This is a genomic window from Paenibacillus turicensis, from assembly GCF_017873435.1.
Classification (GTDB): domain Bacteria; phylum Bacillota; class Bacilli; order Paenibacillales; family Paenibacillaceae; genus Fontibacillus; species Fontibacillus turicensis.
On the sequence record NZ_JAGGKG010000011.1, the window covers coordinates 24,510 to 50,608 of the forward strand.

The 26,099-nt window shown below is 39.1% G+C and carries 28 protein-coding genes and 1 riboswitch; of the genes, 8 read left to right on the forward strand and 20 right to left on the reverse strand.

Annotated features, from left to right (window positions below):
- Nucleotides 1-117: 117 nt before the first annotated feature.
- The 9 genes from J2Z32_RS12445 to J2Z32_RS12485 form a co-directional block, all read right to left on the reverse strand.
- Complete coding sequence (locus J2Z32_RS12445; protein WP_245251425.1) at nucleotides 118-909, reverse strand: class I SAM-dependent methyltransferase; 792 nt, start codon at nucleotides 907-909, stop codon at nucleotides 118-120.
- A 449-nt stretch (nucleotides 910-1,358) separates the two neighbouring features.
- Entirely contained in the window at nucleotides 1,359-3,812 is a 2,454-nt protein-coding gene (locus tag J2Z32_RS12450) for a heavy metal translocating P-type ATPase (protein WP_210089495.1), read from the reverse strand.
- A 231-nt stretch (nucleotides 3,813-4,043) separates the two neighbouring features.
- Nucleotides 4,044-4,583 carry an NADPH-dependent FMN reductase gene (locus J2Z32_RS12455; RefSeq protein ID WP_210089496.1) on the reverse strand — a complete coding sequence of 180 codons (540 nt, stop codon included), beginning with the start codon at nucleotides 4,581-4,583 and terminating at the stop codon, nucleotides 4,044-4,046.
- 134 nt (nucleotides 4,584-4,717) lie between these two features.
- Nucleotides 4,718-5,032, reverse strand: a complete 315-nt coding sequence (locus tag J2Z32_RS12460) for a DMT family transporter (RefSeq protein WP_210089497.1) — start codon at nucleotides 5,030-5,032, stop codon at nucleotides 4,718-4,720.
- Nucleotides 5,029-5,370, reverse strand: a complete 342-nt coding sequence (locus J2Z32_RS12465) for a DMT family transporter (RefSeq protein ID WP_210089498.1) — start codon at nucleotides 5,368-5,370, stop codon at nucleotides 5,029-5,031. The genes J2Z32_RS12460 and J2Z32_RS12465 overlap by 4 nt, the downstream gene beginning before the upstream one ends.
- A gap of 155 nt (nucleotides 5,371-5,525) precedes the next feature.
- Nucleotides 5,526-5,646, reverse strand: a riboswitch (guanidine-I (ykkC/yxkD leader).
- A 61-nt stretch (nucleotides 5,647-5,707) separates the two neighbouring features.
- The gene (rpsN, locus tag J2Z32_RS12470) at nucleotides 5,708-5,977 is read right to left on the reverse strand and encodes a 30S ribosomal protein S14 (RefSeq protein WP_210089499.1); all 270 of its coding nucleotides are present in this window, start codon (nucleotides 5,975-5,977) and stop codon (nucleotides 5,708-5,710) included.
- A gap of 24 nt (nucleotides 5,978-6,001) precedes the next feature.
- The gene (locus J2Z32_RS12475) at nucleotides 6,002-7,222 is read right to left on the reverse strand and encodes a GTP-binding protein (RefSeq protein ID WP_210089500.1); all 1,221 of its coding nucleotides are present in this window, start codon (nucleotides 7,220-7,222) and stop codon (nucleotides 6,002-6,004) included.
- 259 nt (nucleotides 7,223-7,481) lie between these two features.
- The gene (locus J2Z32_RS12480; RefSeq protein WP_210089501.1) at nucleotides 7,482-7,955 is read right to left on the reverse strand and encodes a DUF6097 family protein; all 474 of its coding nucleotides are present in this window, start codon (nucleotides 7,953-7,955) and stop codon (nucleotides 7,482-7,484) included.
- Between the two features lie 28 nt (nucleotides 7,956-7,983).
- Nucleotides 7,984-9,840, reverse strand: coding sequence for an LTA synthase family protein (locus tag J2Z32_RS12485; RefSeq protein ID WP_245251433.1), 1,857 nt, complete (start codon nucleotides 9,838-9,840; stop codon nucleotides 7,984-7,986).
- A 235-nt stretch (nucleotides 9,841-10,075) separates the two neighbouring features.
- Between J2Z32_RS12485 and J2Z32_RS12490 the strand changes: the two genes are divergently transcribed.
- Together J2Z32_RS12490 and J2Z32_RS12495 are read left to right on the forward strand one after the other, a co-directional pair.
- Nucleotides 10,076-10,945 (forward strand): cation diffusion facilitator family transporter, encoded by an 870-nt coding sequence (locus J2Z32_RS12490; RefSeq protein WP_342453957.1) that lies wholly within the window; start codon nucleotides 10,076-10,078, stop codon nucleotides 10,943-10,945.
- 198 nt (nucleotides 10,946-11,143) lie between these two features.
- Nucleotides 11,144-12,040, forward strand: a complete 897-nt coding sequence (locus tag J2Z32_RS12495; RefSeq protein ID WP_245251427.1) for a methyl-accepting chemotaxis protein — start codon at nucleotides 11,144-11,146, stop codon at nucleotides 12,038-12,040.
- 65 nt (nucleotides 12,041-12,105) lie between these two features.
- Here the strand turns inward: J2Z32_RS12495 and J2Z32_RS12500 are convergent, their stop codons facing one another.
- The 4 genes from J2Z32_RS12500 to J2Z32_RS12515 all read right to left on the reverse strand — a co-directional run bounded on the left by J2Z32_RS12500 (nucleotide 12,106) and on the right by J2Z32_RS12515 (nucleotide 14,026).
- The gene (locus J2Z32_RS12500) at nucleotides 12,106-12,321 is read right to left on the reverse strand and encodes a hypothetical protein (protein ID WP_210089505.1); all 216 of its coding nucleotides are present in this window, start codon (nucleotides 12,319-12,321) and stop codon (nucleotides 12,106-12,108) included.
- Nucleotides 12,322-12,389: 68 nt separating this feature from the next.
- The gene (locus J2Z32_RS12505) at nucleotides 12,390-12,725 is read right to left on the reverse strand and encodes a hypothetical protein (RefSeq protein ID WP_210089506.1); all 336 of its coding nucleotides are present in this window, start codon (nucleotides 12,723-12,725) and stop codon (nucleotides 12,390-12,392) included.
- A gap of 89 nt (nucleotides 12,726-12,814) precedes the next feature.
- Nucleotides 12,815-13,384, reverse strand: a complete 570-nt coding sequence (locus J2Z32_RS12510) for a xanthine phosphoribosyltransferase (protein WP_210089507.1) — start codon at nucleotides 13,382-13,384, stop codon at nucleotides 12,815-12,817.
- An 18-nt stretch (nucleotides 13,385-13,402) separates the two neighbouring features.
- Nucleotides 13,403-14,026 (reverse strand): DedA family protein, encoded by a 624-nt coding sequence (locus J2Z32_RS12515; protein ID WP_210089508.1) that lies wholly within the window; start codon nucleotides 14,024-14,026, stop codon nucleotides 13,403-13,405.
- 231 nt (nucleotides 14,027-14,257) lie between these two features.
- On the opposite strand from J2Z32_RS12515, the gene J2Z32_RS12520 reads away from it, so the two are divergent.
- A complete protein-coding gene (locus J2Z32_RS12520; protein WP_210089509.1) occupies nucleotides 14,258-15,316 on the forward strand; it encodes a YkvI family membrane protein in 1,059 nt (352 codons plus the stop codon).
- A gap of 23 nt (nucleotides 15,317-15,339) precedes the next feature.
- Here J2Z32_RS12520 and J2Z32_RS12525 read toward each other — a convergent pair whose 3' ends face one another.
- On the reverse strand, nucleotides 15,340-16,461 hold the full coding sequence (locus J2Z32_RS12525; RefSeq protein ID WP_210089510.1) for a glycosyltransferase family 4 protein: 1,122 nt from the start codon (nucleotides 16,459-16,461) through the stop codon (nucleotides 15,340-15,342).
- Between the two features lie 148 nt (nucleotides 16,462-16,609).
- Here J2Z32_RS12525 and J2Z32_RS12530 point away from each other — a divergent pair, with 148 nt between their 5' ends.
- The 3 genes from J2Z32_RS12530 to J2Z32_RS12540 all read left to right on the forward strand — a co-directional run bounded on the left by J2Z32_RS12530 (nucleotide 16,610) and on the right by J2Z32_RS12540 (nucleotide 18,877).
- A complete protein-coding gene (locus tag J2Z32_RS12530) occupies nucleotides 16,610-17,995 on the forward strand; it encodes an RsmF rRNA methyltransferase first C-terminal domain-containing protein (protein ID WP_210089511.1) in 1,386 nt (461 codons plus the stop codon).
- Between the two features lie 162 nt (nucleotides 17,996-18,157).
- On the forward strand, nucleotides 18,158-18,250 hold the full coding sequence (locus J2Z32_RS12535; RefSeq protein ID WP_210089512.1) for a YjcZ family sporulation protein: 93 nt from the start codon (nucleotides 18,158-18,160) through the stop codon (nucleotides 18,248-18,250).
- A gap of 150 nt (nucleotides 18,251-18,400) precedes the next feature.
- Nucleotides 18,401-18,877, forward strand: a complete 477-nt coding sequence (locus J2Z32_RS12540) for a hypothetical protein (protein ID WP_210089513.1) — start codon at nucleotides 18,401-18,403, stop codon at nucleotides 18,875-18,877.
- A gap of 121 nt (nucleotides 18,878-18,998) precedes the next feature.
- On the opposite strand, the gene J2Z32_RS12545 is transcribed toward J2Z32_RS12540, so the two are convergent.
- Genes J2Z32_RS12545 through J2Z32_RS12555 form a run of 3 tightly spaced genes read right to left on the reverse strand, consistent with a single transcriptional unit; the run spans nucleotide 18,999 to nucleotide 22,123 of the window.
- Entirely contained in the window at nucleotides 18,999-19,799 is an 801-nt protein-coding gene (locus tag J2Z32_RS12545; RefSeq protein WP_210089514.1) for a Cof-type HAD-IIB family hydrolase, read from the reverse strand.
- Between the two features lie 34 nt (nucleotides 19,800-19,833).
- Nucleotides 19,834-20,583 (reverse strand): pseudouridine synthase, encoded by a 750-nt coding sequence (locus tag J2Z32_RS12550; RefSeq protein WP_210089596.1) that lies wholly within the window; start codon nucleotides 20,581-20,583, stop codon nucleotides 19,834-19,836.
- A 1-nt stretch (nucleotide 20,584) separates the two neighbouring features.
- Entirely contained in the window at nucleotides 20,585-22,123 is a 1,539-nt protein-coding gene (locus tag J2Z32_RS12555) for an RsmF rRNA methyltransferase first C-terminal domain-containing protein (protein WP_210089515.1), read from the reverse strand.
- 374 nt (nucleotides 22,124-22,497) lie between these two features.
- Between J2Z32_RS12555 and J2Z32_RS12560 the strand changes: the two genes are divergently transcribed.
- Nucleotides 22,498-23,313, forward strand: coding sequence for a TerC family protein (locus J2Z32_RS12560; RefSeq protein ID WP_425343000.1), 816 nt, complete (start codon nucleotides 22,498-22,500; stop codon nucleotides 23,311-23,313).
- 47 nt (nucleotides 23,314-23,360) lie between these two features.
- Here J2Z32_RS12560 and J2Z32_RS12565 read toward each other — a convergent pair whose 3' ends face one another.
- From J2Z32_RS12565 to J2Z32_RS12575, 3 genes are read right to left on the reverse strand one after another with little or no spacing between them, the layout of a single operon-like run.
- A complete protein-coding gene (locus J2Z32_RS12565; RefSeq protein WP_210089517.1) occupies nucleotides 23,361-23,801 on the reverse strand; it encodes a DUF309 domain-containing protein in 441 nt (146 codons plus the stop codon).
- Nucleotides 23,791-24,606 carry a GTP diphosphokinase gene (gene yjbM / locus J2Z32_RS12570; protein ID WP_210089597.1) on the reverse strand — a complete coding sequence of 272 codons (816 nt, stop codon included), beginning with the start codon at nucleotides 24,604-24,606 and terminating at the stop codon, nucleotides 23,791-23,793. The genes J2Z32_RS12565 and yjbM overlap by 11 nt, the downstream gene beginning before the upstream one ends.
- A gap of 29 nt (nucleotides 24,607-24,635) precedes the next feature.
- Nucleotides 24,636-25,739, reverse strand: a complete 1,104-nt coding sequence (locus J2Z32_RS12575; RefSeq protein ID WP_210089598.1) for a quinone-dependent dihydroorotate dehydrogenase — start codon at nucleotides 25,737-25,739, stop codon at nucleotides 24,636-24,638.
- A 221-nt stretch (nucleotides 25,740-25,960) separates the two neighbouring features.
- Here J2Z32_RS12575 and J2Z32_RS22565 point away from each other — a divergent pair, with 221 nt between their 5' ends.
- Nucleotides 25,961-26,095 carry a hypothetical protein gene (locus J2Z32_RS22565; RefSeq protein WP_280921143.1) on the forward strand — a complete coding sequence of 45 codons (135 nt, stop codon included), beginning with the start codon at nucleotides 25,961-25,963 and terminating at the stop codon, nucleotides 26,093-26,095.
- Nucleotides 26,096-26,099 lie beyond the last annotated feature (4 nt).

Consider the following 26,099-nt stretch of genomic DNA (forward strand, 5'->3'; position numbering starts at 1 on the left):
CAAGCTTACATAAAACAAGCTTACATAAAACAAGCCTACAGCCTGACTTGAGAAGTCGGGGCTATAGGCTTTCTACTTATTTTAACATCCTTTTGTACTATTATATTGGCTCTTTATTTAGATTCCCTTCTGTGCCACAATCATGAATCGATGTTCCGTTCCAAGAATACAACCGGTTTCTTCAAGCTCATTTTGTAGCTCACATAATTGCTTGAAACAGGACTCCACTGAAAAACGAGGAAACTCCCACTCAATAATTTTTGCAAAATAAACAAAAGCTTCAACACTTGTAAAAGTAACCTTCGGATAACATTCCTTAGAAACTAACACTTTAAACCCAGCCTTACGAAGTAAGTCTAGATTGTTTTCTAGATGATGCTCTGAATAATTATGTTCAGAGTCACCTTCTGGAGTGATGATCCCAACTTTACGAGACAAATCCTCATTATTTAGCCCACCAACCTGTTGCGTAATGAAATACCCATTTGGACGTAAGAGGCGATACAATTCTTTAGGATCAAACGCCTCATGACGATTAATGATCATATCAAAGCATTCATCCGTAAATCCTAAATCGTGGTCATCCGTTATCGCTTGCACAGTAATTCCTAGTGGAACAAGTTTATTTTTGCAAATTTCTATATTAGGCGGATAAGCCTCTGTCACACTAGTTAAATGATAAGGATGATCAAGTGTTAGCAAAAATTCACCACCACCAGTCCCCATATCCAATAGCTCATAATCTGACTTTAAATATTGAGTTACAATATCTCTGTAATCCCATGGTAAGGGATCGCTTATCATTTGTCCTGCAATATATGAGAAATCCCAACCACTGAAGGCTTGGGCCTCTGCTTGCTTCCATTTTTGCTTTAATTCCAATAATTGCATTAATTTTACTTCGTTCATATTTAAACTACTCCTTTTCTATGTCTGCCTCTGCAGCTACAAACCTGCAGTAGTGCAGTAATAAGCCATTTAGCTCACAATAGAAATCGGTGCAGTTGAATCAATCTCAAATTAATCAAATTAAAAAAAATCATGAAATTATGAAATTGATGGGATTTACTGATAACAAATATCAATCCTCTCGTGTGCAATCTGCTATCAGATTAAATCAACTGCACCGAGTAGTTAATTCGCATATGGTTCATGACGAACTCACCTCCAAAGCTATATATTAGTCATGCTAGCAAACATTTTTTTAAAAATCAACGATAACTATCACTTCAAAACTGTGGAATCTCAATTCCAATTGCCTATGGTTTGATTTTAAAGGAAAACCTCTTTTTATATCTAAATCTGACACAAGAACACGTATCGTAGATTTAAATAAAAAAGAGGTTTAAAATTTCGGTTTAAAGCTTAGATGCTCCATTCTTACCTAGTTTAATTCTTTGCAATCGTAATGCATTTAGCACAACAGAGACGGAGCTAAGTGCCATTGCCGCGCCAGCCACCCATGGTGCTAGCAAGCCTAAGGCCGCTACAGGAATACCAATGCTGTTATAACCAAGCGCCCAAAAGAAGTTTTGATTAATATTTTTCATCGTTTTACGACTCATATAAATCGCATCCGGAATGCTGTTTAGATCGCCACGCATTAAGGTAACATCCGCCGTTTCCATCGCTACATCAGTACCTGTGCCTACGGCCATTCCGATATCTGCAATAGCAAGAGCAGGTGCATCGTTAATTCCATCTCCAACCATTGCTACCTTTTTGCCTTGTGCTTGCAGCTTCTTCACCTCTTCTGCTTTCCCTTCAGGCAACACTTCTGCTAACACATGGTCGATCCCCGCTTCCTTTGCAATTGCAGCAGCTGTGCGTCCGTTATCTCCTGTAATCATAACAACTTCGATTCCCATTTTCTTCAGGCGTTCAACCGCTTCCTTCGATGTTTCCTTAATCGTATCCGCAACAGCCACTAAGCCTGCATACTTATCGTCAATGGCAATTAGCATTGCAGTTTTTCCTGATTCCTCAAGCTGCTCCATCTGTGGCAAAGCATCTTCAAAGGAAATATTATATTTTGTCATCAGCTTACGTGTGCCGGCAAGCACCTTTTGCCCATTTACAACCGCTGAAATACCAAAGCCCGGAATCGCTTCAAATTCATCGGTATTACCTAACTCAATCCCTTTATTTATAATGCCAGAGACAATCGCTTCAGCTAATGGATGCTCTGAGTTTTTTTCAGCGGTGCCAACTATGCTTAAAAACGACTGCTCATCGATACCTTGAACAATAATATCTGTTAACTCAGGTTTTCCTTTGGTCACTGTGCCTGTTTTATCAAGCACAACGGTATTTATTAGATGCGTGGTTTCCAAATGCTCTCCTCCCTTAAAGAGGATTCCAAACTCAGCCGCACGCCCAGAACCTGCCATGATGGAGGTTGGCGTCGCTAAGCCTAACGCACAAGGACAAGCGATAACTAACACTGCGATCCCAATTTCAAGCGCTTGGGCAAACTCACCAGGTGAAACAAAGAAATACCAAATTAAAAATGCAACAATAGCAATTCCAACAACGATTGGCACAAAAATACCAGAGATCACATCAGCAATACGCTGAATTGGTGCTTTTGAGCCTTGTGCTTCCTCTACCACCTTAATAATTTGCGCAAGTGCAGTATCTTTACCCACTTTAGTTGCTGCGATACGGATGACTCCATTTTTATTGAGCGTAGCTCCAATGACGGTATCCCCTGTTTGCTTTTCAACAGGTAGACTTTCTCCTGTCAGCATGGACTCATCTACAGAAGTGCGACCTTCTATGATTTCACCATCTACAGCAATTTTGTCCCCTGGCCTTACTATAACAATGTCCCCAACAACTACTTCCTCAATCGGAACACTTTGCTCTACTCCATCCCTAACAACAAGTGCTGTTTTCGCTTGAAGCCCCATCAACGTCTTAATCGCCTCAGAGGTACGTCCTTTTGCTAGCATTTCAAACAATTTCCCTAATAATACTAATGTGATTAATACAGCACTTGTTTCATAATACATATCTGGGCCATGATGCCCTGCCCCATTGCTTGCCCATTCTACTGTTAAATAGAGACTATAAAAATAAGCGGCAGACGTTCCAAGTGCAATCAGCACATCCATATTTGCGCTTTTATTCACTAATGCTTTATAAGCCCCTACATAAAAATGACCACCAATATAAAATTGCACAGGAGTGGCAAGCGCAAGCTGGAACCAAGGATTCATAAATAAATCAGGCAACCAAATCCAAGACATAAACGAAAAATGAGATACCATTGACCATAATAATGGCAAAGCTAAAATAGCAGAAATGAAAAACTTACGTTTTTGCTTTGTAATTTCCTTTTGTCTACGTTGTCCAGCATCCATCACCTCTTCCTTAGGCTCTGCCTTATAACCAAGCTGCGTTACTTTGTTTTGGATATCTCGGACATCAACCATGGCAGGGTTATACTCAACATGAGCTGTCTCAAGTGCCAAATTCACATTTGCGCCTGTGACACCTGACAATTTATTTAATCCCTTTTCGATTCTCGTTGCACATGCTGCACAAGTCATCCCTGTAATTTGCAACTCAACGGCTTCCTTCACTGTATCGTACCCAAGCTGAACAACTTTCCCTTCCATCTCTGATACATTGGTTAGCTTAGGATCAAAAGTAACCGTTGCTTTTTCTAGTGCTAAATTTACATTTGCATCTGTAACACCATCTATTTTTTTTAACCCCTTTTCAATTCGAGTTGCACATGCTGCACAAGTCATCCCTGTAATTTGGAGGGTGGTTTGCTCACAAGCCTCAGCTTTTGGCGTACTCATCGCTAGACCCCTTTTCTAATATTAGTTTTAAAAATACCCCTAGGGGGTATAAATTAGTGAATAATATAACAGTATTCCCCATTCCTTCTTCATCCATTATATTATACCCCCTAGGGGTATGTAAAGTGTAAAATTAAAACCCCCTTTACGGGGGCTCTTACTAAGCCATAGGCCTAGAACCACATCCCATAAAGAGGGTAATATCTCAATACTATGAACTTTTTTTAAGTATTAACGCAACGTTTTTAGAGCGCCGCCCCAAGCCAACACTTGATCTAACATTCCATTCAAGTTCGTTAGGTGAAGATCAGCAGGTGTAAATTTACCATTGCTATCAAAATCAGTGAATAGAGATAATGCAGGGTGAACACGAACATCCGCAACAGACAATTCACCTAAAATACCACGTAAATGTTCAGCCGCACGTGCGCCACCTACAGAACCATAACTTACAATCCCTGCGGATTTATTATTCCAAGCTTCACGCGCATAGTCTAATGCATTTTTTAAAGAAGCGGAAATACTATGGTTATATTCTTGAACGATAAATACAAATCCGTCTAAAGTATTCAGCTTTTCATTCCATTTTGTAGCTTGCTCAGTAGCATCTGCTTCACCAAGTAATGGCAATTTATATTCTGCAATATCCACGATTTCATAGTTAGCATCATTACGCTCATCCGCAATTTTTTTAACCCATTCCCCAACCTGTGGGCTTAATCTTCCTTCACGAGTGCTTCCTAAAATAATTCCGATATTTAATTTAGACATGGTATTTTCCTCCTCAAATGGTTGTGTTTCGTTTTCCATGAACTTATACTAACACACTTATTTTTATTAATCAAGTTACTTTTATAAAGTTATTTAAAATTATTTAGTTTGTTAAAAATTAAATTAATCCAACTTTATTCGACTAGCTTTAAACCAATTGCAGCCCCTAATATCATGGCAATACATACAATTCTTAATACATTTTTTGGCTCACCATAAAATACCATCCCTAAAATCGTTCCCCCAGCCGCACCAATCCCTGTCCAGATTGCATACGCCGTTCCCATGGGCATTGATTTCATAGCAAAGGATAAAAATAAAAAGCTCAAGCTAAATGCACCTATTAAAAGGAGGTATGACCTCCAGCTTCGATCCTTGTTTACCTTGTTCATGCTCAAAACACCTAACATTTCAAATAATCCTGCGATCACCACATATACAAAACTCACTTTACATCAACCTCCTCTGTTGAAGGCTTACTTACTAGCTTTAGACCAATAACTCCAACTAACAATACAGCGATAAGACCTAACTTTATCGGTTGAATGGGGGCATTAAACAATATAATGTCCGCAATGACTGTGCCTGCTGTCCCTAAGCCAACAAAAACAGCGTATACTGTCCCTACAGGTAATACCTTAGATGAAGCAATTAATAAATAAAAACTAACTACAATCGCAATCGCAGTCCCCATCCATTCGACTACACTCGTAGCATGCTTTAGGCCGATCACCCAGCCTACCTCAAACAAAGCCGCTATCACAACAGATGCCCATGTCTTGTTCAAATTTCTCTCTCCTTTTTCTCTAATATAGATACCTCAAAAACTTTTTAAGATGCTTTAGTCACTTATAATACTTAACACGCCTTAATAAGTCTAAACACGCCATTAACGCTAAAAAAGATAAAAACCCGAAAGGCAAGCTGTGTCTTATCAGCTTATCCTCCCGGGCTTTTATCCCTCCGTGTCATAACCTATTAGTTATGTGTTCCCTCTTGAACCAGACCAAGGAAAATTCCGTTGTCATGAACATCCCCTTGCGGAACTCTAGGCAACAAACTAAAACTTATTGCTCATTATACTGTTTTTTATTACTGATTACTAGTAGGTAACTAGCAATTATTTACCAGCTTGCTTTTTTAACGCCAGGAATTTGTCCTTGATGTGCCATTTCACGGAAGACAATACGAGATATCTTATACTTGCTAATATACCCTCTTGGTCTACCACTTACAGCGCAACGGTTGTGCAATCGAGTTGGAGAAGAGTCACGAGGAAGCTTCCGTAATGCTTCATAATCTCCTTGTTCCTTAAGCTGTCTACGTTTTTCTGAATACTTTGTAACTAAGGCTTGACGCTTTAATTCCTTTACAACCTTTGATTTTTTAGCCATTATTCTTTCTCCCTTCATATTTTTTTATGTCTGACTAGCAAAATACTCCTCGCCTAACCAAGGTAATGGATTATGAAATTCATTCCAATCCTGCTGCATCTCCTCATCCGTAAGTAAACAATCATCAAGCGCCTTCACAATTTGCGATCGATCCATCTCAATTCCAATGATGACAACCTCTGTAAGCCGATCACCACAGGTCTCGTCCCAACGTGCGGCAAGCTCTGGTTCACTTGCTAATAAAGCTTGTTGCTGCTCCATTGGCATAGCTGCGACCCAATATCCCGCAGGTCCAAATTGAATTGATGGTCCAGCTTGACTAAAGGTAGCTGCCATGTCTCCACGCGCTGCAATCCACATCAAACCTTTTGCCCGTACAATTTGTGCTGGTAAATCATTTAAATACTGATATAACCTTGTAGGATGAAAAGGTCTACGCTGACGATAGACAAATGAGCCAATCCCATATTCCTCTGTCTCTGGCGTATGCTCCTCCTTGCTTAACTCTGCAATCCACCCTGAAGAGGTACTAGTTTTATCAAAATCGAATCTGCCTGTATTTAGAATTTCATTGGGGTCAACGGCACCATTTGTTGCTCGAATGAGCTTTGCTGTAGGCTGTAGCTTGGAAATGATCCCTTCTAATTTCAGCAGCTCATGCTCCTCTACCAAATCACATTTATTTAAAATTAATACATCACACGTTTCAATCTGATCAATCAGTAGATCTACAATATCTCGATGATCGCTCTCACTCACAGCTTCATTTCGATCCAACAAGCTTTCTCCCGATGCAAAGTCTTTCCAGAAACGATGTGCATCTACGACAGTGACCATCGTATCAAGCTGAGCTAATGCGGTTAAATCTATATCTAAATCAGGGTTAGCATACGTAAACGTCTGTGCGACAGGTACGGGTTCACTAATGCCTGAGGACTCGATGAGAATATAATCAAATCTCCCCTCGTTAGCAAGCTTCTGAACCTCTCGCAGCAAGTCATCCCGAAGTGTACAGCAGATGCAGCCGTTAGACATCTCAACTAGCTTCTCCTCTGTTCTAGACAAGGTATTGCCCGATTTAACAAGGTTCGCATCCACATTCACCTCGCTCATATCATTTACAATGACAGCTACCTTCAGGCCCTCACGATTTTGTAAAATATGATTTAATAATGTTGTTTTCCCAGATCCTAAATAACCACTTAACACGGTAATCGGGATTTTTTTAACTGCCTGCTGCTCCATAGCTTAGCCATCTCCGTTTCTGTAAAGGATTCTCTGATTAGATTTTCTTAATAGTAATTATTACGATTTAACAATTGTACATGTTGCTTTAAACTGTGTCAACCTTGTCCCAACTCTATCTTCTAACTAACAACAAAAAACCTTCCAACGAGAGGACAATCCTGTCCCAAGATCAGAAGGTTAATTCATATTTAATTCACATTTAAATAAAGGTTTAAGCTGTATGTCAACAATGTAGTTAAAGTTTCTATCAAGACTATTAAGACCGCTCCACATAATTATAAATGGATGCCCAAGCTTTATTTAATGCCTTACCATATATATTTTTAGCATAAATCGCCCGAACAACAGCTAATACAATGACAATGGCAAATATACCACCTACAATCATCATAGATAACGTAAAATGTTTAAACATAAAATCCATTATCTGTTTCCATACCCCTAGCTCTGGTGACATATATTCCACTCCAGCTATACCAAACACAACAAGAAGCACCACGACACTTAGCGTCAACAATAATTGATTTATTCCCTTATACTTAACTAAAGCTTTTTCAAAATGGTTACTTCCTGCATAACGCTCTAGCCCAATCATTTGCTTGTGTAAATCGTTTTCTTCAATAGGGACGGGTAATCTATGCTTATTTATAAATGCGTGTGTTTTCTGTAATTCCTCCAGCACAAACTGACTGCCTGCAATCGCAGAACCAACCTGATAAAAACTATTCACTGCTACGCTTCCTTTCTATTACAAAATATTATTTAAATAACAGCTCAGCCGCGTAATTTTCGCCTTCAAGAATATCATATTGTATCATTTTGTAGTCCTGCAATAGTTCTTCTTGACCATCCGTAATCTGGGTAATTTCCCCTCCATTGGAACTAATCATAACATTGTTGCTAAGACCACTTATTTCCGAGTTCACCTTATCTAATAGCTTGTAGAAGGTTGGAAGAGGCTGCTGAGCCAAATTAAACACTTTAGGCCCAAGAAAAGCTGGACTAAGCGTACCGATCTCTTCTTCACCAATATCAAAATTAGCAATATACATTAAGGTCGTTTCGTGCTTCATTCTGACTTTATTTTCCCAACCCGCTTGCACATAGATGTCATTAGATAAGGCAGGCAAATGATCTCCCCAAAAGACAACCAGCGTTGGGCGCTCTATTTTCTGTAGTTCCTTCGCTAAATAAGACATCGCCTCATCCGTCAATGCGGCGCTATGCACATATGTCTCGATTTCATCCTTAAACTTCGAATCCATCCCTTTTACCGTAATTGAGTTGTCCCCATTTAAACCTTTCGTAAAAGGAAAGTGATTTTGCATCGTAACTAAATGGATAAAGGTTGGTTTACTAGCAGAGTGAAGCTCCTGTAATACCTCCTTCATCGCTGCCATATCGGAAATATAACCATTAGGTGTGATTCGATCATTATTTTTCATTTCAGTTTCACTTATAAATTCATCAAAACCTAACATTGGATAAACCTTATTTCGTTGATAAAAGGTTTTGTCAAAGGGATGAATCGCTAATGCATCGTACCCTCTCTCCTTTAATATACTTACTATTGAAGGAAAAGCATTCATTTTAACTAAACGCTGCTGATATGGGATCGACCCACCATTTAAAAAATTCATCGACAGCCCCGTCAAAGCCTCGAACTCAACATTAGCTGTATTTCCACCAAATTCAGGGGAAAGCAAATAACCTGTACGCTTATTAGGGTAAGCATCGTGAATAAATTTTAGCGGATCTTCACTAAATTCCAAGCTCTCTAGCCTAGTTGGATCAAAAAAAGCCTCATTCATAATGTAGACAATGTTAGCCTCCATAGGTAGAGAGTTAGAGCTTTGTGACGCTGGTAACTCACTATATTTTTTTGCAATGGCTTCAATTGTTTCCTTACTGTATCCAGTTGGCTTCTCCATGAGATTGTGCTTGAGATTGCCTGTAAAGGCGAACAAAAAACCATTTTGACTGTAATTCACCTTCTGATTCCAAAATATATTGTTATATTTGAGTGAGGCAATTGCTTCTGGACGTGCGCTTACAACCCAAATAAAGCTACCCAATAGCGATGTAGCTATCACAAGTGTCACTGCACGTAACCATATACGAATGCGTATTGTCGGCAACTTATAGATGGCATAACCAATAATCCCCAGCAATACGACTGTCCCGCCAATGGCGATGGGTGAAATCATCCCTTGCGTTATGGTTGTCATTTCCTTCGCATTTTTAAGCTGCATGAAGTCCCACGGATACAAAGGTTCACCTGTCGTGGTCTGCTTCTTATAATTTGCAAAACCTATGATCAAAACGATGAAAGACACCACTACTGTACTAATATATATATTAGGTATAATCGCCGCAAACGCTAGCAACAAGCATAAGAAGAATAAGCTTCCACATAGATATAACCCGATATGCTTATATACCCACTCCCATGTAGCTCCAAACTCCAGCTTAAAGGAAAATAGCTGCATCAAAAAGTTTAGTATAAACCCACCACACAACAGTAGAAGCAGAACTAATAATAGTGACTTTACTTGCGTATATTTTTTCATATTATTCATATCACTCAATTGATTTAGTTGTTTGTTTTGTTTCATTTGCTTCACAATCATCGCTCCAATTTAATTCTTTACATAGTTTACCCTTTTTAGTAGATTCAAAGCAAACTGATTCGAAATCTTTCCTATGTGCAACAATGTTTTATCATGATTAGAATATTTACTATGACTCACAACATTTCTCTAGACTCACAACGTTTCTCTAGACCCACATTAAATTCATTTGGTACGATAAACCATATCATTTGAACGCAAGGTATGGAGGAGAATGAAAGTGAACGAAGCTTATGAGAAGTTGAAAGAGGGAGAACGTGGCGCATGGGTCAGTATTTTTGCTTATATTGCGTTATCTGCCTTCAAATTAACGATCGGTATTTTATTTATGTCCAACGCCCTTCAGGCAGACGGTTTAAATAATGCAACAGATATTATCGCCTCCATTGCTGTATTAATTGGTTTGAAAATATCCCGTAAACCCCCTGATGCAGATCATGCCTATGGCCATTTCCGTGCAGAAACTGTAGCCGCATTTATCGCTTCACTTATTATGGCAGTGGTGGGGATTGAGGTTTTATTAAATGCAGGTAAGATATTACTTTCAGGTAAGCATGAAACCCCTGAAGCATGGGTCGCATTGGTGGCTTTATTTTGTGCTGTTGTTATGGGCGGCGTGTATTATTATAATAAACGGTTAGCACTTAAAACTGGTAGTAAAGCGCTTATGGCCGCAGCTAAAGATAATTTCTCAGATGCCTTAGTTAGTATTGGTGCAGCAATCGGAATTTTAGGTGCACAGCTAGCTATGCCTTGGCTAGATATTGTTACGGCATTTATCGTAGGTCTTATTATTTGCAAAACAGCTTGGGACATCTTACGCGACTCCTTACATCAATTAACCGACGGTTTTGATAAGAAACAATTAGCGGATATTAAACAGACCATCTCGCAAGTACAAGGTGTGTTAAAAATTAAAGAAATTAAAGGAAGAAGTAATGGCAGCCAGACTCATCTAGACATCACTATTTTTGTATCTGGGGAGCTAAACGTCATTGAAGGTCATGAAATCGCCGATATTATTGAAGATAAGTTAAAAGAAAAACATGAAATCTTTTTTGTTCAAGTTCATATTGAACCCATGATGTAATTCGCAAGCTAATTTTATAGGACTAATTGCCCTAAAATTGTATAAATAATGTGCTATCTCCTATTGAATATCAAGGTATAATAGATAAAAGGCATGCAACCCATATCGATCCTTGATCAATGCCACACATTTACTCCACATATTTGAAAAAGAAATCGATGTTCGCTGACAGCCTAGAGAAACATGGGAGGAATTGTAATGGATGTAGTTACAGATGAACTAGTTATTGCTGCAATGGAAAGTAATTTAGCCTTAATTCGTTTTGATCTTGATCGCAAAATTGTTTATGTGAATGATATTTTTGCGCAAACTCTGGGTTATGAGAAAGAACAATTATATGCACTCAAGCACAAGGATTTATGTTTCCCTAAATTTGTAAACAGTTCTGAATATGAAAAGTTTTGGGAGAGTTTATTATCGGGGCAAAGCTTTCAAGATAAAATTGAAAGAGTAAGTGCTACAGGGGAATCGATCTGGCTAGAAGCAACCTATATGCCTGTATTTGATGCCAATCATGAGCACATTCTTGGTGTATCAAAAATCGCAACAGATATAACAGCTCGTCAAAACAATATTACGAGTGTAGTCACCCAGCTACAGGAGATGGCAGATGAATTAAGTAAGCGCTCAGACACTGGTGTCAATCGCAATCGGGAGTTATTAGAAAACATTAACAAAATGTCTGAAGTATCTAGCACCAATATGGAGACGCTACATACGCTTCAAGAGGAAGCTAAAATGATTCATAGTATTGTAGGGACAATCCGGGAAATTGCTGAACAAACTCACTTGTTAGCACTTAATGCTGCAATCGAAGCTGCACATGCTGGGGAGTATGGCAGAGGATTTGATGTCGTAGCTCAAGAGGTGAAAAAGCTATCTGGTATGGTGCAAAACTCAATTACAGAGGTTAAAACAAGTACCGATGCTATTACACATGAAATTGAAAAAATTTCACATGGCATTTCGCAAATCGAAAAAGATATCGAACTTAGCCAGCAACAGGTACATGTAGCGATCGATGATTTCAGTCAAATCGCATTAAATGCGCAAAAGCTAGAGGAGCAAGCTCGGGCTGCAGGTTCTGCAGTATAAACGAAAGACCTATAACCTAACTCAAATAGGTTTATAGGTCTTTTATCCATCTTAGCATAACTTTATTAGGTTAAAGGAAATTCCCGTGGTAATTTTGCTGGCTGAATGATGTAGTTGCGATCCAGCTTAATCACATTTTTATTTGGTCTACGAATGACAACCTGCTCCTCATTCCAAGCTACCACAATCCCCCGCACGTCGTTGCTAGGTAGTGAATCACGCATCACTCTTACCTTCTCCCCCGACAAACGGTATTCATTTAACTGCTCATCAGAAATCATGGCTTGTTCCTCCTCGTATTAAAAAAGAACCCCGCCATAAGCTCAAGCGGAGTTCTCTATGACATGTATTAACGTTGAGCATGTTCTTTACTATCATTTTTCTCAAACCAAAAATCAAGCACCTTTGCAGACATCACACGCTCTTCTATATAACCGACTTGCTGAGAGCTAAATTGCTCTCTCCACGAAATAGATAAATCATCACACATTTGTGCAATCGTTAATAGCTGAGACCAAGCCACATAGCGCTTATACCAGAAAAACTGAGGATGCTCCAGCATATAGGGATAAAGATCATCAAATTCGGTATGTTTACAATCAAGCGCACGCTCAAAAGTTATTTTTGCATCAAGCAACTTCGTTATGAAATATTCATGATTACCTACAACACTATTATTATCCATCAATATGCCTCCCTCCTAGTCATCCTAATTATAACGAAAAATAGATGGCCTGCAAAGAGTTAAATATTTGATTTTAATTTCACATTCACTTAACCAAAGGTTACTTTTCCACCCTCAAGTGAGGCAATCGCTACTAAAGTCTCCAATCTGATTCCTTGCTCACGAAGCTGCCCTGCACCTGACTGGAACTGCTTCTCAACGACAATCCCTGCACCAACTAGCTCCGCACCTGAACGTTCAATAATTTTAATGAGTCCTTGGGCTGCATCCCCATTTGCAATAATATCATCAATAAATAATACTTTATCATCTTCTGAAATATAGTCGCGCGAAATTAAAATATCTGTCACGATCCCCTTTGTAAAGGAAGGTACGCGTTCACACAGCATATTAGACTCTGCCAATAGTGTTTTTTTGCGACGAGCAAATACAAGTGGTACGCCTAATTCTAGTGCTGTGGCAAAAGCTACTGGAATACCCGATGATTCTACAGTTACCACTCTTGTGACCCCTGTATCACGAAAACGAGAAGCAAACTCCCTCCCCATCTCCATTGTAAGCTGAGGATCAACCTGATGATTTAATAGGGCATCTAATTTTAATACTTGATCTGAAACCACAACCCCATGCGCTAAAATTTTCTCTTTTAACTTGTCCATATTAGATCCTCCCTGATTTTATGAAATTGCACTTTTAGCAGCTAAGCTTTGTTTTCTCTTTTTCCAATATACAACACCTGCAACGATAAGCACTACAAAAAGAATGGATAAGAAATAAAATAAACGCCTGTGTCCATAAAAATACGGAACAATCTTATGCCAACGATGTCCAACGGCTCGTCCAATAAACATAAATGTACCACACCATAAAATCGAGCCTAACGTGGCATAGGTTATGTATACACGCAAGCTAAGCTGATATACACCTGATAAATAAGAGGTAACCTGACGAATACCAGGAATAAAGTAGCCAAATAACACACTCCAATTGCCATATTTGGCAAACCAATGTTCTGTTTTTTCCAAGCGACTTGGCGTAATCCATATCCACTTACCATACTTATGTAACAGTGGTTTTCCGATTAGTTTACCTAACGTATAGCTTAGCATCATCCCACATAAGCTGCCTAATACAGTAACTAAATAAGCAAGCCAAAAACTAAAATGTCCCTTTGCTGTAAATCCGCCAAATGCCATTACTAATGTTTCATCGGGAATGGGAACTCCCAAAAATCCTAACGAAAGCAAACCAAACATGGCGAAATAGCCGTATTGTGCGACATAGGACATAATTACACCCATTCATTTATTCCACCTTTCCGGAAAAGCTCTCAAGCTGAATTCAGCTATGCCAATGCCAAAAGTTAATAAATATAATAATGGAGCATAAGCTGACATCTAGTATGAAATATAAACGTTTTATTTCTTGTTAAGGTTACGAAATATATTTTAATTGGGACAAGTTTAAGTCATGTCCCATTCTCGTCCAACATACCCTTTACTATATATAGCACATCTTTAGGGAGGAAAACTATGAAAAATGCACAAAAAGTTGTCCAAATTGCATTTACTTATATTGGTACAGTTGTTGGCGCAGGATTTGCAACGGGAAGAGAAGTTTTGCAGTTTTTCACCCAATATGGAAAATGGGGTACGTTCACGATTTTGTTAGCTAGTATATTATTCATATGGCTTGGAACAAAAATGATGCTACTTGCACAAAAAATAAAAGCAGTATCCTATGAGGATTTGAATTGCCAACTGTTTGGTGTGCACATCGGCAGAATCCTAAGCTTCTTTACTCTCATCATCTTAATTGGTGTAAACAGCGTCATGTTAGCAGGTGCCGGCTCTGTTTTTTCTGAACATCTAGGCTTGTATTATCAGACAGGCTTATGGATCACCATTATTAGTACATTTTTTTTGCTACACCGTGGAATGAAAGGAATTATTCAATTAAATTCGGTTGTTGTCCCACTTATGCTAACGATCTCGCTTGTGATTATAATCAACACTATTTATTCTCCCCAATCCGCTAACTTTATAACACTTGAAAGTGATTTTAGTATGTTATCGATTTGGGCTGCGCCTCTTCTCTACACCTCATTTAACCTCTCTATGTCCCAAGCTGTACTCGTACCGATGGGAGGAATGATTGAGAATAGAAAGGTTATTATATGGGGTGGCATTTTAGGTGGGTTAGGCATCGGCTTTATGCTGCTTGCCGCACATTTTGCATTGTCCTCTCAAATGCCAGGCATCATGCAATTTGAAATACCAATGGGCCATATTGCCAGACAACTTGGCCATGCCGTTCAATTAATCTATGTGATCCTTATCTTTATGGAAATTTTCAGTACGTTTGTTGCAGATATTTACGGTGTAACCTTACAGCTCAAGCAATACATCCCTGTTTCCGCTAAAATAATTTCCATTTGTATTTTAATGATTTGTTATATCACAAGCCAATTTGGATTTAGCTCACTGCTCTCTTTGCTATATCCGATTTTCGGGTTATTTAGCGCTTTGTGGACCGTTTTACTTATCGCTTATAAATCAAATAAAATCCCTGCAATTCCAAAAGCTTTATAAGATTATATACAATTTTTGATTGACTACAACTTCCACTTTAAATACATTTCCTTTAACAAATGAACAACACGATTAAGCGAGTATTGATTTCTAGCTTGATCTGCACCATTACGTGCTAATTCATATCGGTATGCTGGATCAATAATTAATGACTCTAATGCAGTCGATAAGGCTTCATAATCCTCATCAGGGGTCAATAAACCATTTACACCATTACTAATTTGCTCTGCAATACCTCCCACTTCTGTACCAACTAAGGCTAGACAGCATAGGGCGGCTTCGGCAAACACTGAACCAAAGGCTTCGGCACGTGATGGCAACACAAAAATATCAAAAAAAGGAACAAATTCTTCAGGATGCAGTGTGTATCCATAAAAAATAGTCTCATCATAAATACCTAATTGCTGAGCCATTTCTTCTAAATCTTTGCGAATGGGTCCATCACCAATAATATGAAGCACATAGGGCAATCCCTTTTTCTTTAACTCCGCACAAGCTTTGAGCAGTGTGTCTAAGCCTTTAGCTGGTACAAGTCTACATACTGTTACGAGCTGAGCGACCTCATTTTCATGTGGGATGGGCTTAAATCTTTTTTCATCAAAGCCATTAGGAATAACACCAATCTGATCTCCATTTTTAACATAAGGAGTTAAATATTGCTTAAACGAATGAGAAGCTGTATAAATCGCATCACAACGATGCTCTAGCTCTTTATAGATCAAAGTTAGGAACTGATGCTCCAGTCCATTTTCCTTAATGTTACCATTTAAAATAAGTTCCTGCTCATAACTAGAATGTATGCTAATGATGACAGGTGTATCTGGATATATTTCTTTCATTACAAGACCAACAATCGGATGATGTGCATGAATAATATCATAAGTATGGTGTAATCTCAGCTTCGTCCACCAATAATAATCTCTATAGGTCTGAATATACTTTTTTACAATTGGGCAATCATAGTCATGCCAATCAAACGTCTCAAATTTCACATCATGATTGCCTTTGTTGCGTATTCGCTTAGGAAGAGAAAATAGCTCCATTTCCCAATGTGGTGGACCAAAACGATCCTGTAAATAAGGGATCATAGATGATACCCCTCCCGGCTGCTCTGGAGGGAAAAATAACGCCTGTAACAATTTCATAAGCGTTCTCCTTTAACTTCTTACGTGAATGACTTTCTATTTTCATTATGCCATACCTGACTGACAACATCCATGTTCTCTAAGTGCTACTCAAAAAGCTAATTTTTAAATCGAAAAAAATATGATACACTGCTAAAGGAAAATTATGATGAGAGGAGCAATTCGTGGTATGTTGCCAACAGCATTTATAGCACAAATGAGACAGATGCTTGGGGATCAGCAACTCGCACAATTTTTAAAGTGCTATGATGAGCCAAGAACATATGGACTGCGGTTTAACCGCTTAAAAATGAATAGCCAACTTGTAGAACATTCCTTCCTCCAGCAAGCTTGGAATTTGAAGCAAATTCCATGGTGTGAGGATGGTTATTATTATGACTACAACCAACGACCAGGTAAGCACCCCTATCATGCCGCTGGACTATATTATATTCAAGAGCCTTCAGCAATGACAGCCGCTGAGTTACTTGACCCTCAACCAGGAGAAACGATTCTAGATCTAGCAGCTGCACCGGGCGGTAAATCCACACAAATCGCAGCAAAAATGCAAGGAAGTGGAGTTTTAATTAGTAATGAAATCCACCCTTCAAGAGCAAAAATATTATCGGAAAATATAGAGCGTATGGGAATTGTAAATACAATTGTAACCTGTGCTGCCCCAAGTGAGCTTGCAACACGCTTTCCAGCAACGTTTGATCGGATTATGCTTGATGCACCCTGCTCTGGTGAAGGTATGTTCCGTAAGGATGAAGGGGCGATTAAGGAATGGAGTCCTGAGTCTGTTCAGCAATGTGCAGCAAGGCAATGGGGGATCATCCAAGATGCTATCTCAATGCTTAAACGAGGTGGTATGTTGGCTTATTCAACATGTACTTTTAATAGGCAAGAAAATGAAGAGATGATTCGGCAAATTTTAGATCATTATCCTAATATGATGCTAATTAAGGAGCATAGAGTGTGGCCACATCTGGAGCAAGGAGAGGGCCACTATGTCGCATTGCTGCAAAATGGACAGCCTGAAGAGGATGAAGCGACGTCCCAACTGAAAACCAAGGAAAAACAAAATAAAGAGCTCTCCACAGTATGGGACGCTTATACAGCTTGGGCCAAGGAAGTAATTCCTCACTTCCATTTACCACAAGGTAGACCTATTCTTTTTGGAGAACATCTATATTTTTTACCCACGACAAATGACCTTAGTCTAACAAGTAAGCAATTAAACAAGCTTAAACTGCCAAGAGCTGGCTTACAGCTTGGTGAATATCGTAAAAACCGCTTCATCCCTGCTCACGCCCTAGCAATGGCAGTGAAGGTATGTGAGGCAAGCGAAGCTCATTGCCTTGTGCTTGGAGCAAGCCAAGTGACCTCATATCTTCATGGTGAAACCATTGCAGTTGATGACAAGCTTACTGGCTGGTGTATTGTTGCAATTGCATTCTCTGAGGATGACGCCTTTCCTCTTGGCTGGGGAAAAGCAAGTCAAGGACAGCTTAAAAATCATTTACCTAAAGGGTTACGGCAACAGCAGGCCTAACTGCCCCCAGCATGCTCTCAGTAGCTCTCCCAAATTATCTTCGCCTATTTTTGATGGCTCTTGGGATATTTGACCATACCAAATATTCTCTCTCACATACAATAGGGTATCCCGATTAGTCAGCGGGAACAACATTTTCGAATCATAAGGGAGGATTTAACCATGGGTGAAATTTTTGGCGGCGGCTTCACTTCCACTGGCGTGATTTTAGTGTTGTTCATTTTACTCGTTATCGTTTCTCGTGCATTTGTATAATTTGACGTATAGTTTATAAACAAAAAGAGCAGTTGTAGCGTTAGCTACTTGCTCTTTTTTTGTTGACTAAATTATAACTTTAACATTAATTCATAATATGATAAGCTTTTTGTGAAATACTAAATATTGGTTTTTCAAGGAGGTTATACATTGGAATTCAGGATTGTTTCATTGCCCGCTTTTAAAGCAGCTACCTCTTCTGTTGACAGTAACTTCGACTTTTCTCCTTCGGGTATTTTAGGTAAGTTTAATGATTATTTTTCATCTATTAAACCAAGTGCTAGAGATTCCTTTTTACCTAGAGACTTTTTATATTTTGATGAACAGCAACAAGGATTAGTTTGGATATGGGCACTTACCGAGGATATGGACCATGGGGGTAACGATATTATTGATTTTGAGGGTGGTTATTATTTAACGTACTCCTATAAGGATGGAGACGAGGGAGAAAATGGAAGGCTGTACAACGAAGCATTACAGTACATTGACTTGTTAGAGTCGTTAGAGCTTGATATTCGTCCAAATCACTATGCAATGGGACATATTATCACGCCGCCAGAGGTCATAACCGCTTTAGGCTGGGCACAAATGCAAACTTATATCCCTATTAGGTTAAAAACAAAATAACGCTACAATTATGTCCCATAAACGGAACATAAGTAGCGCTATTTAATTGCTATTGTCATTGCCATCAATTCATTAAAATAATTGAAATAATAATAATTATTGAAGTGGCATTAATGCTATTTTAACTCATGCAGTACTTCTCTAATGCTAGCTTAACACCCTCATCATTGTTCGTCGCCGTAATCACTTTTGCAGCTGCCTTCACCTCAACTGGAGCATTATCTACGGCTACACCTAAACCTGCAAAGGTAAGCATGGCAATATCATTATAGTAATTCCCGATCGCCATGACCTGCTCTGCTGGAATCCCTCTAGAATCCGCTAAAGCTTTAAGTGCATTTCCTTTGGAGGCATTTCTGTCCATCATATCCACAAAAAATTGACCACTACGCAAAATATTGAAGTCGTCTGACCATGTTGACCAGTCCTTACTTAGCTGATCCATTTGCTCAATCGTGCCGGCAGTCATCATTTTCACGATCGGTTCTTTTATATCGTTAAATGAAGGAAGCTGCTTAGGCTGCATTAAAAACTTCGCATACATTTCCTTTTTAAAATCCTCTAATTCAGCTAACTGTTCTACATATACTTCATTTGTTGTACTAATATCATAATGTATACCGTTGTCATGACAATACATAATATATTTTGAAAACTTTTCTGTTTTCATTGGAAATTCGTGAACAATTGCACCAGACTTCACATCAATGGTTGTTGCACCATTATGTGTTATGGCGTAACCCTCTAGTCCTATTTCCTCCATTAGAGGTATCGCCATTTTAGGTGCTCTACCCGTACATAACACGATTTCCACACCTTGATTGGACAACCGCTGAATGACCTCAATCGTTCCTTTTGTCAATTCATGATCATCCGTAATTAATGTACCATCCACATCAATAGCTACAAGTTTAAAGTTCATCTCTATTTATACCTCCCATCCAATTCCTATCCCTTTATTGATTTGAAGCACGTAGCTGCTGAAGCTCGTCTTCTGTTAATTCTCTATATTTTCCTTTGGGCAATGTCTCATCTAGCTTCAAGCTCCCCATAGCCAATCGCTTTAAATATACAACCTCACAGCCAATCGCTTGAAACATTCGTTTTACTTGGTGAAATTTCCCCTCAGAGATCGTTAAGGAAATTAGACTAGGCTGGTTCTCATCCCCCTGCTCTAAAATCGTTAAAACCGCAGGCATTGTAACATATCCATCATCTAGGGTCACGCCAAGCTTAAATAATTCAATATGCTCAGGATGCAAAGCACCTACAACCTTTGCCTCATATATTTTAGGCACATGCTTTCGTGGAGATAACAAGTCATGTGCAAGTTGTCCATCATTGGTTAACAATAATAAGCCCTCTGTATCCTTATCTAAGCGTCCTACTGGGAAAGGAGAAAACACTTGGTCCTGTGGAGATATTAAGTCTAAAACGGTCTTATCAAACTTATCCTCCGTCGCTGAAATTACACCTGCTGGCTTGTGCAACATTAAATATATAAACTCACGATATACAATATCACTACCATCCACTTGAATATGATCACATTCCGGGTCGCATTGCGTCCCGCTATCCTTAACGACTTTACCATTAAGCGTAATTCGACCTTGCTTCGCCATTTTTTTGATTTCTGATCTTGAGCCAATACCAAGGTTGCCTAATACTTTATCAATTCGAGCCTGCTTTTTACGCTGACCCTCCATCTTACGTCCACCTCCAGCCTGCTGGGTATTCATTTTTTAACATGCCATCTAACCATTTGCCAAAACCTAAAGAAAAACCATTGATCGTAACTAATACGTAGCCTTTAGGTGCGGAGTTATTATTACATACAATACGTTCTTGCGAAATCGTTAACGTTTCTCCCTTCAAATAGGAAATGACCTCCTGATTGTTAAAGGATAACTCCACATAACGAACCACCTCGTCACAACGAAGGGCGGTCGCAAGTGGATGACCGGGAGAAAAGCGACCATGATGAACAGTTCCTACGTACCAGCCTGGACGTATGGTGCGAAGTCCATTTAATTTAACTTGGAGTAATGGCGACATGTACACATGTCCCCCAAACAAAATAGGGTTACCTTGCGGTTGACTCAACAGATTTTCGCTCACAAAATGCTGCCACAATGCAAGCACATCACTTTCTTGCAGTATAGCCCCTGTTTTTGATTTGTCCTGTTTTTTACCTTTATGTTGTGGATGCTGGCTATGCTTATTTTTGTATACAGTAATTTCTTCCTCTCCAGTTATCGGAGCGTCTATCTCACTACCAGATGATTGATTAGATCGATTACGTTGTAATATGGTTAAAAAATGTCCTTCGCCTTCAATTAAATGAGGCCATAATCTCCCACAATTCACTAATTGACTTCTAATTGATTCAGCAATTTGCCCTTCATGGCTTACATTGTCACATTCATCTAGCCATTCTGGACGGCCTGCAGCAAAACCCTGATTAGCCGGTAATGGAACAACAGAGAATTCTGGATGTTGGCTTAAAAACCATGCCATAATAGCTTCGTTTTCTTCAGGTGCAAATGTACAGGTTGAATATACAATTGTACCAGATTCCGCAAGCATCTCAACTGCCTGCACCAAAATTTCCTTTTGCATTCCACTATATTTGCTACGCCAATCTGCTTTCCACTCTGCTGACATCCCTTCATCTTTACGAAACATGCCTTCGCCAGAGCAAGGCGCATCAATCATTATCTTAGTAAAAAAGTTGGGAAATGCTTGCCGTAGATCAGCGGGAGATTCATTAAGTACAATGGCATTACGGACCCCATAAAGCTCTATATTTTTAGCCAATGCCTTAGTTCGTTCACTGTGGATATCATTGCTAACTAACATCCCTTGTCCCTGTAGCTTGGCGGCAATTTGTGTGGATTTACCTCCTGGAGCTGCACATAGATCAAGTACTTTATCTCCTGGCTGAACTCCTAACGCCTCTGCTGGCGCCATCGCACTTGGCTCTTGAATGTAATACAAGCCAGCATGGTAATACGGATGCTTGCCAGGCTTGTCCGCTTCATGAACGTAAAACCCACTTGGGCACCAAGGAATTGGCTTTAACTCAAAAGGGGAAATTTCCTTAAACGTCTCGACATCAACTTTTAGTGTATTGATTCGTATACCTACATATTTGGAGTGTTCATACGATAGGAGGAAGGACTCATAATCGGTTTTGAGCAATCCTTTCATTCGAGCTAAAAATTCATCTGGTAGTGAAACCGACATAACAAAATCCTCTCTATGGAGCATTTAACAAAATGCAAATGCTACGCTATTAAATTTTCAATATTATTATTGTAACATGGACAGCCTTTTTCAAAAATATTTATTCATCATATTGACAAGCTGGAGAAAATCTTTTATTGTTCTCATATAGCAAGTATTCCAATAACATAATATTCACCTGTAAAGGGGAGTAGCTGTACAATAAAATCGTCATTACGAGAGCAATCACTCTCCGGTTTTATTGACATGAACTACATGTTAGCGAGACCTTTACCATGAAGTATATCCCGTATGCCAATACTGGGTTACTTGATGGTAAAGGTTTTTTTGTGTTAACGGACCTAGCAGACTATAAAGATAAGGGAGAGATTACATTGGACGCAGGATTAGGGTTATTATTTGAATACGGATGGGTTCTACTCGTATTGGTAGGTCTTGAAGGGCTGCTCGCAGCAGACAATGCGTTAGTACTGGCGATTATGGTTAAGCATTTACCTGACAAGGAAAGAAAAAAGGCATTATTTTACGGCTTAGCGGGCGCGTTTGTTTTCCGCTTTGGCTCGTTATTTATCATTTCATATCTAGTAGATATTTGGCAGGTACAGGCGATTGGCGCATTATACCTACTCTATATTTCCGGGAATCATATTGTTAAAAAAGTGATTGAGAATAAACGTAAAGCTGCGGGGATCTTAGTTGAGGAAGAACATGCTAAGAGTCGGAAGCAGTCTAGCTTCTGGATGACCGTTTTTAAAGTAGAGGTTGCAGACATTGCATTTGCAATTGATTCGATACTTGCTGCGGTTGCGCTTGCAGTTGCCCTACCAAAAACGAGCTTACCTCATATCGGTGGCATGGATGGCGGTCAATTTTTAGTCGTCTTTATTGGTGGGTTTATCGGGCTTGTCATTATGAGATTCGCCGCATCCTTCTTCGTAAAATTGCTTCAATCTCGTCCAGGTTTAGAAATTGCTGCTTTTTGTATTGTAGGTTGGGTTGGAGTTAAGCTCTTAATTATTACATTTGCTCATCCTGCTGTTGGCTGGTTACCAGAAGCATTTGCACATAGCACCGCATGGAAGGTTAGCTTTTATGTAGTTCTCATTTTGATTGCTGCACTTGGTTGGGTGCTTAGCTCCAAAAAAGAAGAGCCTGTAGTTATAAAGCAAGAAGCTTCGCATCATTCTTAATACAGCTATAATAGAAAAAGTGAGTAAAGCTAGGAATCCCTAATGCTTTACTCACTTTTTCTATTATGCTTATATGTTGTCCGAAGGGGTAGATGTGGCGGAAGCGCAATCGAAGCTCTAGCCACCTCCGCCACCAAAGCAGGGTCAATGATATCAATGGTTAGATCATAAAAGTCAGTCACACTTGGTATAGATAGCTTGTTAATATAGTCTGCAATCTCTCGCTTTAGCTTATCTAGGTTAATACCCAATAGCTCCTTGGGATAAGGAGCTAAATAGGACAATGCAGATTTAAACATTTTAATCCCACCACGAATGTTACCATTACGAACATGAAACAAAGCAACAGCGATTTGTAACAAGCCTTTATAACGAAGATCATAATTTTCAGCTAACCACAATTCCTCTAATACTTCATGACATTCAAAGTAATCGCGATCTCGATTAAAATAAACCAAGTATGCCACATATAGCGGCTTATAGTTCATCGCCAGGTTCATCAACTTTTTTCACGGATTTTATGAGTGACTTAACATCATCTAGTAATTCTCTAATCCCTGCCATATCATGATTTTCCCAAAATTGATTGAATTTTGACTGTGCTTCAATCGCTTCAGATACGAGGTGGTGGAAGTACAACTTATGAATCGCAGATAATACATGGGAAACCACATTAGCATCATCTTCAAAGCTTTTTTGAGCTTCTAAAATTTCTTGACGTATGCTAGACATCTCATTATCTAACACATAAGCGGCTTCGCCTGCTTTTTTTAAACGCTCTCTCATTTCACCAGGCAAGCTCTCCCGATACTTATAATTTAATGAGTGTTCAATCGTTGCCCAAAAATTCATCGCAAGGGTACGAATTTGAATTTCTGCAAGCACCTTTTTTTGCCCAAATGCAGTCTGCACAGGGTACTCAATAATCATATGGAAGCTACGGTAGCCACTTTCCTTGTAATTGGTAATATAATCTTTTTCATATAAAACAGATAAATCCTTGCGTAAACGAATATACTCTGCTACTCTACGAATATCCTCCACGAACTGGCACATAATCCGTATCCCTGCAATATCCTCAATGCCCTCTTCAATTTTATCCATGGGTACATCTAAACGTTTTGCTTTATCTAAAATGCTGGAGATTTTTTTAACTCTCCCTGTCACAAATTCAATTGGTGCATACTCTTCACGTTTTTTAAGCTCGGAACGCATCGTTTTGAGCTTGACCTTGAGCTCCTCCACTGCCTGCTCATATGGTAACAAAAACGTATCCCAATCTCGATTGTCCAACATATTTAAGCCCCCTATCTATTACAGCCCTACAAAGTATGGTGGTCTGCACCCACCGCTTCTGAAATATGAGAAAAGCCATCTCTTTGTAATAATTTTCTCAATTCACGATGAAGCTTACGATTTACTTCGGGTCCTTCATAAATTAAAGCGGTATAGATTTCAACTAAGCTTGCACCCGCACGAATTTTTTCATAAGCATCCTCTGCAGTAAATATCCCACCTGAGCCGATAATCGGTAATTTACCCGCCGTTTGCTTATATATGGATGAAATTATTTGAGTAGACCTTTCTTTTAGCGGTTTTCCACTCAGTCCACCCATCTCCTGTGCTGATGGATGGTTAAGCCCCTCACGTGAGATCGTTGTATTCGTAGCGATAACCCCTGACACACCACTTTGATTGATGACCTGAATGGTGTAGCTTAGCTCCTCATCCGTCATATCTGGTGCTATTTTTACTAGTACTGCTTTAGGTTTTGTATTACGTTTAGTAGCTTGGGTAGCAATTTCTTGCTTCACTACTCTTAATAGATGAGACAACTCATCACCATGCTGTAGCTTGCGTAAATCCGGTGTATTGGGCGAACTAATATTCACCACAAAAAAATCAGCATGATCATATAACGTTGATACACACTTTGCATAGTCTAAATGCGCCTCTTCATTAGGTGTCACTTTGTTTTTCCCAATGTTTATTGCAACCGGAATACTTCTATGTTTTAGTTTGCCTAAGGTCTCTGCCATTTTATCTGCGCCTAAATTGTTAAAGCCCATGCGATTAATTAATGCTTCATCTGGTGGTAGACGGAATAAACGTGGAAGCTCATTGCCTGGTTGACCCTTAGGTGTCACCGTTCCAACCTCCATAAATCCAAATCCAATGGCGGAAAAGCCTGCTACAGCTTCAGCATTTTTATCTAAACCAGCAGCCAGACCAATTGGGGAAGGAAAATGAATCCCAAATAAATCACTAGCCATATCATCGGTGTGCGGAACGCCATACATTCCCTTCAGTAAAGAAGTAACACCAGGAACTTTAGATGCTGTATGTAGACCATCAATGACAAGATGGTGTGCAGTCTCAGGACTTAATTTAAAAAATATAGGTTTACCAATATGACGATACAACACGCTTTCATTCACTCCGTTCTTCTCTACTTGCTGACTCTTCTTCTTAGTTTAGCGTTTTATGCACTAAAAGAAAAGTTCAACCTGCAATATTGTGCAAAAAACTAGGTCAATTATCCAGTTGTTATTATAGAAGGAATGAGAAGGAATTTATACAGCACATATAGAACTTTTACTTTAACCTATTTAAATAACAACTTTAATAATGGGAGGAGCACATCATTATGTCCGTAAAACGAGTTCCACCTACGATTTCACAGCATAAAAAAACACAAGTCAATAAAAAAGCAATTATTTGGGTAAGCTCCATCTTTAGTGTTCTTGTTATTTTATTTGCTCTGCTTTTGATCTTTAGTTAAATTT